13 protein-coding genes and 1 pseudogene are annotated in these 16,275 nt (G+C 31.6%); 5 read left to right on the forward strand and 9 right to left on the reverse strand.

What is annotated here, in order from left to right:
* Positions 1–41: 41 nt before the first annotated feature.
* The 6 genes from JFU20_RS02760 to JFU20_RS02785 all read right to left on the reverse strand — a co-directional run bounded on the left by JFU20_RS02760 (position 42) and on the right by JFU20_RS02785 (position 4,929).
* Entirely contained in the window at positions 42–1,010 is a 969-nt protein-coding gene (locus JFU20_RS02760; RefSeq protein WP_002017006.1) for a YbgA family protein, read from the reverse strand.
* 4 nt (positions 1,011–1,014) lie between these two features.
* Complete coding sequence (locus JFU20_RS02765) at positions 1,015–1,668, reverse strand: TetR/AcrR family transcriptional regulator (RefSeq protein WP_201038308.1); 654 nt, start codon at positions 1,666–1,668, stop codon at positions 1,015–1,017.
* A gap of 24 nt (positions 1,669–1,692) precedes the next feature.
* Positions 1,693–2,712, reverse strand: coding sequence for an ABC transporter permease (locus JFU20_RS02770; RefSeq protein WP_002085449.1), 1,020 nt, complete (start codon positions 2,710–2,712; stop codon positions 1,693–1,695).
* Positions 2,709–3,434, reverse strand: coding sequence for an ABC transporter ATP-binding protein (locus JFU20_RS02775; RefSeq protein WP_002017003.1), 726 nt, complete (start codon positions 3,432–3,434; stop codon positions 2,709–2,711). Before JFU20_RS02775 ends, JFU20_RS02770 begins: the two co-directional genes overlap by 4 nt.
* Positions 3,435–3,618: 184 nt before the next feature.
* On the reverse strand, positions 3,619–3,870 hold the full coding sequence (locus JFU20_RS02780; RefSeq protein WP_002017002.1) for a hypothetical protein: 252 nt from the start codon (positions 3,868–3,870) through the stop codon (positions 3,619–3,621).
* 216 nt (positions 3,871–4,086) lie between these two features.
* The gene (locus JFU20_RS02785; protein WP_201038309.1) at positions 4,087–4,929 is read right to left on the reverse strand and encodes a metallophosphoesterase; all 843 of its coding nucleotides are present in this window, start codon (positions 4,927–4,929) and stop codon (positions 4,087–4,089) included.
* A gap of 600 nt (positions 4,930–5,529) precedes the next feature.
* On the opposite strand from JFU20_RS02785, the gene JFU20_RS02790 reads away from it, so the two are divergent.
* Positions 5,530–6,099, forward strand: coding sequence for a hypothetical protein (locus JFU20_RS02790; protein WP_002016999.1), 570 nt, complete (start codon positions 5,530–5,532; stop codon positions 6,097–6,099).
* A 420-nt stretch (positions 6,100–6,519) separates the two neighbouring features.
* Entirely contained in the window at positions 6,520–7,935 is a 1,416-nt protein-coding gene (locus JFU20_RS02795) for a phosphatidylinositol-specific phospholipase C (protein WP_002016998.1), read from the forward strand.
* A gap of 153 nt (positions 7,936–8,088) precedes the next feature.
* On the opposite strand, the gene JFU20_RS02800 is transcribed toward JFU20_RS02795, so the two are convergent.
* Together JFU20_RS02800 and JFU20_RS02805 are read right to left on the reverse strand one after the other, a co-directional pair.
* Entirely contained in the window at positions 8,089–9,465 is a 1,377-nt protein-coding gene (locus JFU20_RS02800) for a lytic polysaccharide monooxygenase (RefSeq protein WP_002016996.1), read from the reverse strand.
* Positions 9,466–9,753: 288 nt separating this feature from the next.
* Positions 9,754–10,329, reverse strand: coding sequence for a TetR/AcrR family transcriptional regulator (locus JFU20_RS02805; protein WP_002016995.1), 576 nt, complete (start codon positions 10,327–10,329; stop codon positions 9,754–9,756).
* Between the two features lie 147 nt (positions 10,330–10,476).
* Between JFU20_RS02805 and JFU20_RS02810 the strand changes: the two genes are divergently transcribed.
* Entirely contained in the window at positions 10,477–11,601 is a 1,125-nt protein-coding gene (locus JFU20_RS02810) for an alpha/beta hydrolase (protein ID WP_201038310.1), read from the forward strand.
* A 182-nt stretch (positions 11,602–11,783) separates the two neighbouring features.
* On the opposite strand, the gene JFU20_RS02815 is transcribed toward JFU20_RS02810, so the two are convergent.
* The gene (locus JFU20_RS02815; protein ID WP_002016993.1) at positions 11,784–12,077 is read right to left on the reverse strand and encodes an ArsR/SmtB family transcription factor; all 294 of its coding nucleotides are present in this window, start codon (positions 12,075–12,077) and stop codon (positions 11,784–11,786) included.
* A gap of 459 nt (positions 12,078–12,536) precedes the next feature.
* On the opposite strand from JFU20_RS02815, the gene JFU20_RS02820 reads away from it, so the two are divergent.
* Together JFU20_RS02820 and JFU20_RS02825 are read left to right on the forward strand one after the other, a co-directional pair.
* Entirely contained in the window at positions 12,537–12,860 is a 324-nt protein-coding gene (locus JFU20_RS02820) for a hypothetical protein (protein WP_002127477.1), read from the forward strand.
* Positions 12,861–14,546: 1,686 nt separating this feature from the next.
* A pseudogene (locus tag JFU20_RS02825) lies at positions 14,547–15,589 on the forward strand (Fic family protein).
* The last annotated feature ends 686 nt before the right edge of the window (positions 15,590–16,275 follow it).

The raw sequence follows: 16,275 nt of genomic DNA on the forward strand, positions 1-16,275 counted from the left end.
ACAACATAGGAGGTTTCGTGTCGAATTATGTAATTTATTGTTTAATAATCTCTACCTTTTCCCGAATCAGAAATTTCTACCAACCCTTCAGGGTATGGTTCGAAATATGTTTGTCTTAATAAATACTTTTCATCAAATCGAATGGCCCATGTTTTTAAAATTACAAGTAAACTACTAAGTGGGATTTTCTTTTCAGAATACTTCTGTAACAGCTCTAAAAAATGATCTTTTTCTTGTTTGTTTAGCTTTGTTTTAAAATATCCGAAAATGTGCTCACATACATTTACATTCGATGTATAGCGAGGCGCGCGAATAAATAATTCATATAAAGTCTTCTCATAGTTATCAAATACGACTTCAATTGTTTCATTTTTTTGATTTGCAATAATACGCCCTAATTCTTTTTGTTTCACCTGATTATATGCCATAAATAAATACTTATAATCTGATTGAAACGCTACGAGTTCTTTTATGTTTTTAGTATGTTTAATCATTTTGTAATGCGCGATTGTAAACAATCTTGTAAAGAAATGCTCTCTAATAATAAAATTCGACAATCTACCTTCTTCTTCAATTGGAAGATGCGAAAATTTTTTTATTACTGCTCCGCCAAATAATCCAGTTCCTTTTCCTTTTACTGGCCCTTTTTCAAAACCAGAATAGATTTTCACATCACGAGTTCCGCAACTTGGCGAACGATTCTTCAAAATAAAACCGTCAACTTCAGGTAATGTTTGTAAAAATGCATTTGAAAATTCATTCATTTTTTCAGTTACATCTTCTCGTATTGACGGTTGTACAAGCCTATTCGCACCATTTTTTTCTACAATACGTATCGTTTCACGAGGAGTCCCTAAACCAATTTCTACTTCAGGACATACAGGTATAAATGTAACAAATGGCTGCAAGTTTCGAATTGTTAAATCTGGAACCATCTCTCCATTATAACGACAGGCATCAAATTCTAAACATTTACTTACAACAATTATCGGTTTAGCAAATTGTCGCATCACATTACCTCCGTGGCGTTAGTCCATACAATATAAATTGAATCGTATTTTCAATTTCCACTTCATCGTCCCATTTCTCTTCCGGCAATAATAAAAACCTCGCTAAGAGCAACCCTAATACAGCTGATAAAGTAAGACGTAATACGGAAGATGGCGGAAGTTCAATAATTTCCCCTTCTTCTTGAAACTTTGCAATCAGCTTTTTAAAATGTACAAGCAGTTCTGTTTCTATTAATTGTTGTATTTCACTTTTTAGTTCTGGCTGAAATGGTACTTCTTGAATTAATATTTTTATCATTGGAAAGTGCTTTTTAGCAAATTCAAATCTATTTTGAATTATTACTCTTAAAAGCACTTCATACGATTCATACTCTGTTTTAAATATTTCTTTTGCAAAGGCTTGTACGAAAAATGGTGCAGCGAACTTTGTTAAGGTCGGCATCACGACTGCAAACAATAAATCTTTTTTCGTTTTATAGTAGCGGAAGATTGTTCCTTCCGCTACACCAGCTCGCTTTGCAATTTCACTCGTTGAAGTTGAGGCGTACCCTTTTTCTCCAAACATATCAACAGCTGCCTCTAATATACGCATTTGACGTTCATTACGTTTATCAGTATTCGTTGCGGCAACTAATTCTCCCAGCCAATCCTTCTTCATTTATTGTGCTCCTTTTTATCATCATTATATTTTGCGATGTTTCTTTAATGCAAATACATTTCCTACTGCAAATAATAGTGAAAAAAGTAGTAATACAGTAAGATCTAATGCAATCTCTGTAAACCCTTGATTCCGAATCATTACTTGTCTCATAGCGTCAGCACCATATGTGAGTGGAAATAATTTACCTAACATTTGTAACCATGTATTCATGGATTCCATTGGAAACAACCCAGAAAAGAAGACTTGTGGCACGATAACAAGCGGTATAAATTGAATCATTTGAAATTCATTATTTGCGTATGCCGATAAAAATGTGCCTAATGTTAGTGCAGTTAAAGAAAGCATACATGTTATAAGTAGCGTTAGCCATATTGAGCCAGCTACATATAAATCTAAAATATAAACTGAAAAACTTACAATTATAATAGATTGTATAAATGCAAAGATTCCAAAACCAATAATATATCCTAAAACTATTTCCCATCTTCTCACTGGTGTGGACAATAATCTCTCTAATGTACCACTTAAACGTTCTCTTACAAAAGATACTCCGGACAATATAAATACAAAGAAAAATGTAAAGAAACCAATTAATACGGGACCAAGCCCATCGAACATCGTAATGTCTTTAGAGCCATGTAAATAATCCACTTCAGGCTTCATCATTGATACATCATTCTTCTCTGTACTCTTTTGCAATACTTGAAGTACCGCACGGTTTTTTGATGAATCACTGCCTTCTAATAGAAGATTCATTTTTCCATTTTCTAAATGAATTACTGCATCTACCTTTTGCTTTTCTAATTCCGAAATTGCTTTGTCTTTACTATATTCATAAATTGATGCTTCTTGATTTTTCATTACTTTTACTATAGGAGCAGGTACATCGACTACAGCAATATGCGGTATATAGTCTTTTTGTGTAAATACTAGCGACAATAACCAAAGTAATAACATTGGTGCCCCAAACATCATTGCTAAAGAACGCTTATCTCGAAAAAATTGACGAATGATACGGATGACTACACCATTAACTCTCATGATTCAATCACTCCTTCTAACATAAAGACATCTTCAATTCGTCCAGAAGATGTTTGTTTTTTCAATTCCTCCGGTGTGCCAATCGCAACTAAATTCCCTTCTCTAATTAGCCCTAGACGTTCGCAAAACTCAGCTTCATCCATAATGTGCGTTGTTACAATAATAGTTGTTCCTTTCTTTTTAAGGTCATAAAACTTCTCCCAAATCGATTTTCGAAGTAGAGGATCTATCCCAACTGTTGGCTCATCTAAAATTAATATTTCTGGTTCATGAAGGAGTGCTATCGCCAATGATAAACGTTTTTTCATTCCACCTGAAAAATGCTGTACTTGCTTTTTCATATGCTCTGATAATTGCACAAGTTCAAAAACTTCTACGATTCTCTCTTTCTTACGCTTACCTTTTAACCCATACATCGTTGCAATAAAATCTGCATTTTCATATGCCGATAGTTCTTCGTATAATGCATCAGCCTGAGCCATATAACCAATTCTTTTCATTTCATTTAGATTAGGCATGTTTGTATTAAAAACAATTACATCCCCTGTAGTTGACTCATTAATACCTGCAATCATTTTAATGAGTGTTGTTTTCCCTGATCCGGAAGGTCCAACCAAGCCAAAAATTTCTGCTTTTTCTACTTGCAGCGAAAGGTTATGCAAAACTTCTTTTTTCTCAAAACTTTTTGATACATCTCGTAAAATAATTGAAGGTTGCTGCACTAAAAATCCCCCTTTTCTTTAAAATGAGTGAGTACTCACTTTTATTTTACTCTCGAATTATTATATGTCAAACTTTTCAAACATATATTTTTTCTGTTATTTACTAAATCAATGAAACAGAGTCGACATTAGAATATCTTTTCTTAAAGTCGACTCTGTTTCATTGTAAATTATTCGATTTTTGTTATGTTTTTAAATTTAAATACCTTCTAATTCTAGCAACATCTAAAGAATATTCGATAACTATTTGCTGTATTGGTAATATAACCGTTTCCGGATATAAATGTGCATATTGTAACGTTTCTGCATACTTTTCCAACCGTTTTTCTAAATACTTTACAATTTGCTCAGGATGACTTACTAATAAAGACGTACTATAATAATGAATTTGCTCCTCAATCGCCGTATATTCTTCAATTTCAAATTCTTTATGCATTTGTACACCCCTTTATATTTTTAATATTACTTAATAATAACTATTTTAACTCGACTAATTTTTAAGTTTTTTGATTATTTACACTATAACAAACTCAATAGGTCAAATTTTGTTACTTTATGTAACGTTGAAAAATTTTAACAAAATTGTAATGGAAACTTGTACTCAAGAAAAACTACCTTTAAATTATTCTCCTGAACAAAAAAGCCGTACAGATTAATTTAACTGCACGACTACAATCTCAGGTCTATTAAAAATTCTTTGCGGAATGATACTATTGCCTAATCCTCTACTAACTATCATAGACGTATTTTGTTGTTCATATAAACCCGCTGTATATTTGGGCAGTATTCCTTGATTAGGAGCAACTAATCCCCCGATAAAAGGTAACCGAACTTGTCCCCCATGTGCATGACCCGATAACACTAAATCTACTTGCTCCTCAGCATACTCTTCTAGAAATTCAGGCCTATGGGATAATAATACATTATACCTATCTGGCTGCGTTTCAATTTTTGCTTTTACAATTGCATCTTTTACAATACTTCCTTCATCAATATCTCCAGTATTAAATTCCGGATCATCAATTCCTAACAAGTTTATTTCGTGTCCTCCCTTTTGTATTATTACATGTTCATTTCTTAAAACAGTGACATGCTGTTTCTTTAATTTTTTTTCTAAACTGTTATATTTTCCTGACCATTTTTCATGATTTCCTGTCACAAAATATACCGGATATTCCTTTACAAGTTCTCGTATTACTTGCATACTAATTTCTGCATCGTACGATTTACTGTCTATTAAATCACCCGTAATAGCAATAATATCTGGATTTATGCTTTTTACTTTTTGAATTAAAACGTCTTGATTATCACCAAATTTTTTATTATGTAAATCTGAAATTTGTAGTATTTTATATCCTTTAAAAGAAGAGGGAATTTTACTAGAGGTTATTTTAACCTCAGTTATACTTATTAAATTGTTTTGTAAATATAAAAAGATACTAATGCCTACTAATATACCAATAATTAATATGATTCTTTTAGTCTTCTTGTTCATATTTCCTCCTAAAATCTTGATCAGTACTACAGTTCACAATAAATATTACGTGCCCTTCGCATTCAGAATAACTGAAATTTTTTAATTGATTTATAGTATTTGTTATAGTTTTATACGCCACTTATAAAATTTTTCAATCGCATGCGTGTATGATGTCATGCTCATTTTTCAGTAATTTTATAGCAGATCACTGGAATCTCTTCATAATATTAACATTTATCTTACTTAGTTTGATAACTATATCATGATAATTCCTATAGTTTTTTATAAAAATATTGTGTACTTTTCTCGAAGTATATACGACATTTGATTACAAATATATTATTACCACTACGATTTTAATTTGTTTAAAACGTACAAAGAGAGAATTGAAACACTAAATTGCCTTATGAAAAGGTATTACTGTATTATTTGTTAGAAAATTGAAAAAACATGTGTAGATAGCTATCATTGTAAGTGCATATATAATTAACTTTAATTTTCTGACATAATTTCACATAATTCTTAAACTAGTTTTTTGCGTGCATTATGAAATAAAATATTGCCCCATGTCAGTCTTTAAAAAATTATATATCATAACTTTAAGGGAGGAAGAAAACTATGAAGATGAAAAGAAAAATCATGATGACGACAGCACTTGCAGCTACATTGGCTACAGGTGCACTACCAAGTACATCGGTGTTTGCTGCTGAAAAAGAGGCTCCTATCCAACAAGAAGAGACACAGATGAGTATTCAACCATTTGCACAAAATAATTTGGAAACAGCAGTTAAAGCTGCCTTAAATGGTCCAGAAGTTAAAAAAATTAAAGTATTTGAGCATGAATTTAATGTAAAACCAATTGAAGTAGTAAATTTAGGTGGCGGTAAAACATATGTTAAAGGACAAATTTCTCATCATTTAAGTTTTCGTCCAGATGATCAATTTTATTATGAGTTTACAGTGCAAGATGGAAAGGTAATAGATAAGCCTGTATTTAATATTGATAGAGGTGGTTGGACACCATTTGCTGCTCCACTTTTATCAATTCTTGCTGCGTATAATGGGATTCCAGTTAATCCAAATGATTTAAATGCACTTGGTCAACAGATTGGAAAAGTGATAGATGGAAGCTGGGAACATGCAGCCCAATCTATCGCAACTGTAGTTAGTTTAAGTTTTAATGAGTAGAATTTCTTAATTTTTGTTAGCCTAACAGAGTCCCATTTTTCATAAGTAACCTTGTTATAAAAAATTCTGAAACAGCTATAAATAGATTTTTACCACTCAGTCACATTATCTTGATTTGTTAACCACCTTATCATTCATTATATGTCACAAAATAGAAGTCTTTTTAAGACTTCTGTTTTGTTTGTATACAGTACAGCGGAAAGTTTGTTTTTTACCTATCTATGCTTCAATTCTTTAAGAATCCGTTTGACTATTAGATACAATTTATTACAACAAACTATTAAAATCTCAAATAACTTCCTACCCTATTTTGATTTTTTCAAACACAAAAATTCATTACTTTAAGAATGAAAACAATAGATGTAGTAAAAAATCATCTTGTTTTATTATATCTATTGTTTAAAAGTCAGGAGAGATAAAATGAACAAAATAAAAATGAGGAATTTTTTTAAAATTAGTATCCTTACTTGTTTCACACTAGCAAGTTTAAGTACACCATCTACTATTTTTGCTGATAGTCATCCAGGTTATTCCTATGAATCCAATATAGGCTATCAAAACCCAGCATGGATGTCGAAAGTAGCAGATTCAACAAAATTGAGTGAAATATCTATTCCAGGGACTCACGGTACAATGGCTTTACATGGAGCAAGTTTTCTTGATGAAAATTTGACAAGAAATCAAACTATGAGTCTACCACAACAATTAAATTCCGGAATTCGATATGTAGATATGCGTGTTAAACGTGTAAAAGATTCTTTTGCAATGTACCATGGGATTGTAAATCAAAAAGCAATGTTTGAAGATGTATTAAAAGAGGCAATTCAATTTTTAAAAGATCATCCTACAGAAACAATTTTAATGCGCTTAAAAGAAGAAACTACTCCTGAAAGTGGCTCACTATCATTCGAGGAAATACTTAATAAATACAAAGACCTTAATTCTTCCTATTTTTGGGATCCGAGTTCTGTACCAACTTCAAAAAGAAATAACCCTACTCTAGGAGACATCCGAGGGAAAATTGTAATCTTACAAAACTTTACAGCCTCTCAGCAATATGGTATTAATTACGATAGCTTAAATATACAAGATACATTTGAAATTGAAAAAGGACCAGACGGAATGTATGAAAAATGGAATGCGGTGAGAACCCACCTTCAAAATACAAATAATAATTTTAACAATGATAAAATCTATCTTAACCATTTTAGTGGCACAGGTGGTGCTGCTGCATTATTAAATAATGTTTATCCTTGGTTTGTTGCAAGTGGTAAAGAGAGCAGAAATACTGATAGTAACCCCAAGATGATTCAAAAAGCTACAACTAATGCGTGGGAAGATTTCCCTCGTGATATAAATGGTCAAGTATTTTATGGTGGAATGAATACACTTGGGACCGAACTCTTGCAACAAGGTGGAATTAAACATTCTGGTATTATCGCAGCTGATTTTCCTGGTCCAGGTTTAATTGATAGTATCATTAAATTAAACGGTATACATTCGAATGAAAAAGAAATATTAATTTCGCAAATTTCATCCGAATCTAGCCCTTTATCCGGACAACAAAATCGATCCAGTCAAAACTTTAAAATTGATAGTTTACCTGTAGGTACTAAGGAATTAAAATGGATTATTGAGCCTTCAGAAAAAGATCATCCTTCTTCTATCTCTTTCAATGTAATGATTGACGTTTCCCTAGGTACAGATTCTACTCGTTGGAAAAATATTTCACATGGATCTAGGACTGAAGCTTATACGAATGCTAAATATTATATTGCAAGCCCACTTGGTGCCACTAACAAATTTACAGTGAAAATATACGCTATTACAAATTAAAAAATAAAGAATCCCAATGGAATTCCTTTTTGATGGAATACCATTGGGGTTCTTTAATAATTTCATTTCGTATATATTGGGATGAAGAGTAAAAATTGCACCCCTGTTCCGGTATTGCACATAGAATAAGTGATAACTACCCTTTTCCACTTATCATTTATTTAAAACTGGCTTCCAAAGCGATAGTGCAAAAATCCAATTTGGATCGCCGTTCCCTTGATAACTTTGAATCGCTTCATACACTTTTCCCTCATGTACTACTTTATCACCTTTATTGTATGCTTTTCTTGCATCCCATTTTTCATAAGTAGAGTCCTCTAGTTTTGTTGCTACAGTTAAAACATCACTTCTACTAGACTCATTTCCAGCTAAATCAACCGCCGTCACTACATATTTATACGATGTATTAGTTTTTAAATCTTTATCCATAAAGGATGTATTATCCGCTGTCCCAATTTTATTCATAACCCCAGTGCTTTCTCTATATACAACATAATGATCAACACCTACATTATCTTCAGACGCACTCCACATCAAATCAACAGTTGTCGCTGTTGTACCCATACTATGTAATCCTTTTGGTTGAGTCGGAGCCTCTTTATCTGGAGTTTCATTTGTTGTCTTAACCTTTAGTTTTTCACTTTCTTTTGATATGTTTCCAGCAGCGTCTAATGCCTTTATTGTATAGGTATATTCCGTATTTGCTTTTAGTTTTTTATCAGTAAAAGTTGTACCTGGTACCGTACCAATTACTTCTCCATTACGTAACACTTGATATTCTTTTACGCCTATATTATCATTTGAGGCCTTCCATGTTAGTTCAACACTATTGGCAGAAACTTTAGACGCATTTAATCCAGTTGGTTGACTTGGAGCTACTGTATCGGGAGCTTCATTATTTACTAGATTTACATCAATTACATTATAAAACGCATTTGACGTATCTGCTACATCCCATACAGCTAAAATAACATGATAACCATTGCGATCAGTTGGTACATTAATTGTATGTGTTAAATTATTTGATGCTGCCGAACCATCATGTTTCACAGTTCCAATTGGTTCTAATTCAGCACGTGTTAATGGTTTATTAGGATCCCATCCCTTTTTGGTAATGTAATAATGCCATTTACTTGTAGAATGTGCCGCTGTGTATTTCCATGTAAATGTATTTGCTCCCCCCTTTATTGTGTTTTTGAACCAGCGATTTGATGTTTGTTGGTCAAGAATCCCTCCAAACAGTCCTCCTGCCGAAGCGATTTTCCCATCAATCGGTCCACCATCTGGGAATCCTTTAGGTGCTTCTAGACTTTGAGGTTCGTACATTACATTTCCACAATTTAAATTTAATGCTCCATAATTCTGACTACATAAAGCAGCACGACTACTCGGCTTTTCAACAAACCCATGTGCATATGCACTTTGAGGAATCATTGTAATTGCCGTCACCCCTACAGCTAAAACACAAGCACCAATTCCTTTTTTACTTTTTCTTAATCTTTCTAACTTAGATGTTAATTTCAAATTCATACTTGTCCCCCCAATATATTGTTTATGCTAATATAATAGCAATATAGGGATAAACGAACAAATCACCTACTAATATATTAATAGTTCAATAACATAAACACATTTAGTTTATTTATTAACCTGATATGGGGCTAAATTAAGCAAATTAATTCTATTTTGTAACATTATGTAGTAAAGAGTTTATAAAAAACCAATAAAGATTCACAAAAAATCCAAATATCGATTACTTAATTTTTTACAACCACACTCCACACGATAACTACATTATTAAGCAGGTTTCATGATTTATTACATTCTCTCGCCACCTGACAAAATCAGATCAAAAACATATCCCTGCATATTATCGATTAGTTCAACCACATCTGGATTTTTATCGTTGCTCAGCGACCAATTGATTGACACCATTGCGTTTGCTGTATACAACTGAGCTACAAAGTCAATCGGCACACTTACTTCAACCTGCTGCTCTTTCAAATAGGAATAGCAGGCATTATATAAAATGGATTCTAATTCTAAACGTAAATCCGCTGAGGGAACACGTACATGGAGTAAAGTTGCAATCTCTTTTTTTCGCGCTGAGATCTTATCGGTTATCATATTAATAGCTTGAGCCACATTTCCATTCTCTATTAATGCGAAACGAAATTCAATTTCTTCCTTGAACCAGCAGACATAATTTTGCACTAATTTTTCCAAAAGATCATATTTATCTGCAAAATGGCTGTAAAATGTGGACTTACTCACCATAGCATGTATGCAAATATCTTTAGTTGTAATTCGCCCAAACTCTTTTTCGTTCAAGAGGGTAATAAGTGTATTAGAAATATTTTTCTTCGTTTTATAAACGCGAACATCCTCTCCCATTAATAATCAATCTCCTTCCCAAAGTTGCTTATCAAACCATTTATATCCTTATGGTTCGATTTCGTACTTCTTACCCTTTCCTGCTTGTTGTTTCTTTAATATACTTCTCTTATCCTTACCTTGTAGTCAAATATAAGGAGGGATTTTATGTTTAAACAGTATGTAAACAACGAACAGTTCAATTTGCAAATTAACCGTTTTTTCAACGATTTTTATCAAGACGATGAGCGGGCAAATCAGGATTTGCAAGCCATCATCCCAAGACTTACAGACACGGACAGCTGGTATAACACTTGGATAGAATATGCAGCAATGCGGGAGCATCAGAAAGACTTCGATCTGGCTTCGGTTTATTATCAAGCTGCCGAGTTTTATATGGAATCATCCGATCCAAAAAAAGAAAAAGTGTACCAAAAATACCGTGAAACTTTTTATAAGGGCTTTCATGACTTTGAGTATGAAACCTACCAAATTCCTTATGAAGATTCCTATCTTCCTGCAATCAAATTCATGACACCAGGCGCATGTAATACACTACTTTTCTTTGGAGGCTACGATTCCTACATGGAGGAAATGATGAAGATGATGAACTACCTCATAGGAATCAATTATAATATTATAGTTTTTGATGGACCTGGACAAGGAACAGCACTGAAAAACGGCTTAAAATTCATCCACAACTGGGAGAAGCCCGTTTCCACAGTCATTGACTATTTCAAACTTGACCGTGTTAGTATTCTCGGAGCTTCTTGGGGCGGCTACTTGGCAATGCGTGCCGCCGCTTTTGAAAAACGAATCGACAAAGTCATCGCCTTTAATATTTTTTATAGTGGCCTTGATGCACTCAAGATGCGCATGCCGGATAATATCTGGAATAAATTGACCACGCTTCTGGCTACTAATGAGGCTGACAAAATTAATACCATGTTTAAACAAATGATGGCCACCAGCATCGACCTGAACTGGAAAGTTAAAAAAGGTATGGAAAATACAGGTGAAAAAACGCCATTTAACTTACTTAAAAACTTTGAAAAACATACGATGGCAGGAATCGGTCAGTTCATAAATCAAGAAGTATTGCTCCTGGCTGGTGAAGACGATCAGTACGTTCCAATTAACCGATTACCGCAAATCGAATCGGAGCTATGTAATGCAGCCTCCATCACTTCTGTAGTTTTCACTAAGAAAACTGGTGGTGAACAACATTGTCAGGCTGGTCATCGTCACTTAGCTTTTGATGAAATTAAAAGATTTTTGCGACATAACTTCTAGTGAATAATATCAAGCATTTTAGCACTTTCAAAATTTTTCATATACTAACACATTAGAACATGGTGACTATCGTGACACTCCTCAAAAAAACTGATATTTTGTCATAAAAGAAATCCCCCACTTATTTGTGGGGGGATTATTCTGTGCTTTACTTATAATGATATGTGTGAAGTTTTGTTTATTTACAAACCTAAAATCCCTACAATCTGACTCGCCTTTAAATTAGTAATATAATTGTACATCTCTAAGCCTTTTCTTTCAGCCTTTAGCACCTTGCCTCTCATTTTCGATAAATGTTGGGAAACAATAGATTGTGGAATTTTTAAAAGCTCCGTCAATTGTGTAACATTACATTTTTTATACTGAATTAACTCGTTTATAATTTGCAATCGAATTGGATGTGCCATTATTTTTAACATATCTACATCCTCTTCAGTTATTACACTCTTTTTCATTTCACTTTTATACATTGTCATAAGAAATTCTCCTTTTTTATCCGTGCATTTCCGCACGTCTTTTAATTAGAAGTATATTCTAAAATTATTACGGTTTAATATTCTTACTTTTTGGTATATTGAAGTTTATATTTTCGAAATAATATAATTTCAGAAACGCCTTACACACATATTGTAAAATTCCAATATGCGATTTATACGAACTTAATATACGGTTTAAATGAATCTTATATAATGAATCTCACTTCACTATGGAGACACTGTTGAAACGTTACTTCAATAACTCTGTAGGAAACTTATAAACAACTAAAAAAGGACACACCTATAGCATATGTATGCATAGGTGTGTCCTTTTCTAAGATAAATTTTAGAGTATTAACTTCTTTTTATCCCATCGTATAAGATAACTATTTAAATTTCAAAATATATAGTATAGAATAGGAACATTCGCTATATTTATGTATGAAAGGATTTTCGGAAATGGACTTGTTGCAAATCAAGAAAATGGAAAATTTAATTTGGACTATTGAACATAGTAGTGACCTCTCAAAAAGGTTTTACATAATAAAATTTTTTGATAGAGAAAATACAATTAAGCCAATTGAAACATTAGAATTTGGAAATAGAAATATCGACAAATTTGAATGGGTGTTTATTAATATATTTCCAAGGGTAGTAACAACTTATGTCCCTTCCACTGGAAGGAAACCTGATGAATCATTAATAGATACAACTAGAGAAAACAGTAAAGAATCACTTATTTTACAAGGAATACGAACCTACACCAAGTTTTGGTCATGTTAACCCCCACCCTTCTATAGCAGAAAATATAATTTTGCATAAAATGTGTTTTTTTGAGTTAAGGTGAATTCTATATGTAAATTCTTCTGAGAGTTTCATTCACATTGTATTGTTCGTTATTTGAAGAACAAGGAGTTTTTTATAATATACGATATATCAATTTTTAAAATGTATGCTTATACTTATTTTTTTAGTCATTTTATTCTCTTAAGAGCATCCACGCAAATAGATGCTCTTAAGAAAATAAAAGTAGTACGCATGAGATTGAATGAATATTAAATAAAACACTTTGGATCTGGAACTTACCTTACACTTTGTTTTATATACATAAAAGAAGAGTAGAATATCCTTTTTTATTTTTAGATTTGCCTACTAACACTTCAAACAATCTATCAGGACGTTAAGTAGTGAATAGTTCAATTTTAGGGGATTGTTTTAATCTCTACTAATTTAGCAGAAAATTCAGTTCCACATTTAACCTTTTTAAATTCTAGATGATTAAATCCTTGATTAGCGCCTCATCGGTTGAATCAAAAAGGGTATGCACTTTAATACACCTAGTCCAACAAACGTAAATATTACTCCTACCAAATCAAACAAAAAAATTTGAGTAGCCCCCTATTTATTGCACTAATTATAACTAGAGCTAGCCCTTTCCTTTTCTTTAAATTCCTACTTTAACTAGAACATACGGACGTTAAGTGATATGAATTCATTTTATAATGGGGGGATTTTTCACCTTTTCTAAACAACTTATTATATTATTTTTATCTAATAAGGCACAGAAACAAATTAAAAAACTTTAGTGCTCCTGAAAATCTCTTGAGGAAAAACGTTTTTAGGGTGAAACGTTTTTCAGGGTACTTTTATACTGACTCTTTTCCTTAAAATGTTTCTGTACCTAATATTTAAATTAACTTATGTCAAAATATTTCGCAATACAAGCGCTAAATGCTACATGGATATATAGAAAATGACACTTTTTATGAGCATACCCCATCAAATACTTATATTAAATATAGAAAGTCACCTTAATATTATTAAATTTGTTAAATTAAATAATGAAAATGGAGAATACTAACTTTATAATTGTCACAATTTAATTTATATATCTACTCTTTTATTACTCGAAAAAATCATTTGATAATTCCTTCAATATTAATTTATGAAATGCAGAGACCATCTAAAGCAACAATTTTCTTACATTAGATTGTTTTTCTATTTAATTTATTTTGTCGAAAAAAGTCGATATTTTCATATTTTTTCATTTAATTATTGTACATTTGTACATTTAGTGTTAGGATTATGCCTATTCAAATTAGATCCTATTGATTCCTCTTTAAGATTTCTTTATTTTATTTGTGAAAATTAGTTACTTTCTAGTAAATTCCCAGCAATAATACAGCAAACTACACTAATAATAATTCTAAAATTATATTTTCATCTCGTAAATTCATAAAAAGGAATTTACGTCAAACTATATTTTCTATCTGTGTATATTCATTCTTTATTCAAACATGATTAATCATAAGTTCTAACTCGTTAATCAAATTTAAATAACAATTTTGATTCTAAAATAAGTTCAAAATCAAAATAAATATATTGTTATTTCAAAATAATGTTGTAAACTATCTTTAGAATGGAAAGATTTATGTAACAGCATGTTAAGGGGTTACAGGGGGAATAAAAATGAGAAATTTTTTCGATGACAAGTATAAAAATATTGAATTAAAAAGGAGACTATTAAATATAATCAGTGAAATTAGTGAATTAAAAGGAAAATTAGCTGCTTATCAGGAACAAAATCCTGATATATTTACTAGCTTAGAAAAACCATACCACTTCATTACATAAAAAACTTTACTACTACCTATGAAGATATAAAAGTCCCAAATAAAAGATTAAAAGAACTTATTTTAGATGATATAGTACCTCAAAATATTTCGGAAGATGCTATCTTTTGTTTTTATCAAACACTTACTTTTGTACATAAGAATTCCTGTGATTTATTAATCAATCCAGAGACTATACAGGAATTACATTTTCAATTAATACATTACATTACCTCTGACAGTGCCAAATGGCGCGAAAAACCGTTTACTATTCCAGGTATTCCTGAAAACGGAATGCACTTAAATAGTTACCGCATTCTTCCACATGAGCTTATTCCACAAGTAATGGAACAATTATGTGATCAATATAACTCATTAAATTCTAGTAAGGGCCATCATTCACTTTTATTAATAGCTCGTTTTATATTTAATTTTTATTGCATAGTCCCTTTTAATCAGGGTAACGGCAGATTGGCGCTTATGTTAATGCAATTGCTATTAATTAAGAGTGGAAATACATTTGTAAAATATGTATGTCTGGATAAATACATTAAGAAAAATGAATCTGAATATTACAATTCGATTTATAAATCTTCGGTAAATTGGTACTGCGAGGAACATAATAGTAGCTTTTGGTTAAAAACGTTTTTAACTATTATATTAGAGGCGTACAAAGATCTTCATAATACAGTTCTAGATTCTATATGTAAGCATACTAAAGTGGAGAGAATTCAGGATTTTATCCTTAAACAAAAACAACCCTTTACTAAGGAGTGTATTCGTAACACATATCCAGACATAGCAGAGAGTACAATCAGTAAGGCTTTAAATTCCTTGCAATTGTTTGGCCATATTAAGCTAGTGACAAAAGGAAGAAATGCTAGTTGGATTAAAGTTTAACTATACTTGTAAAACACTTACAGTTCAAAAAAGAAAATTATAACTTTATCATTTAAATTCATGCCTTTGGACTCTTATTCATTGAATTTCACTTTAATATATTAAGCTATTATTACTAATTTAGTTATTTCTAATTCCTACAAAACGTTTTATAGGAATATTTGTCGAAAAAAGTCGCATTTTAATATTTTTTCTTTATTTTCTGGTTGTAAACGTTTCATTTTCGTGTTACCATCTTAATCAAACAATAGATGGTAATAAAAATGAAAATATTTCTTTCCCTTAGAAACATATAAACGTACGGTCATATCAAGAAAATAAGGCCAAAGGAATATTTGATATCTATCCAAATTACCAATAGGAATTTTGCTGCATTAACTTTCTGTTATTTCAGAATAAAACTTCACATTTTGTCCCTAAACAAAATTTGTTAGCGTGCAAAATTCAAATACACTAAAACACCCAAATAAATGAAATGTCCTTTTTTATTGAGCATTGAGGTATGAAAAAATAATTCTTCCTACAAAATTCAGCTGAGTAACATAAAGACATCTAAATTACTACCTTTATCGCCATCTATTGTTGACAACATATTTACCAACTATTAAAAAGAACCTATCAAGGGTTCTTTTTTATTATAATCATTCAAATTTCACTTCTATCTTGATACTTAGATTTCTACACAA

The organism is Bacillus sp. TH30 (assembly GCF_016650875.1).
GTDB lineage: Bacteria > Bacillota > Bacilli > Bacillales > Bacillaceae_G > Bacillus_A > Bacillus_A mycoides.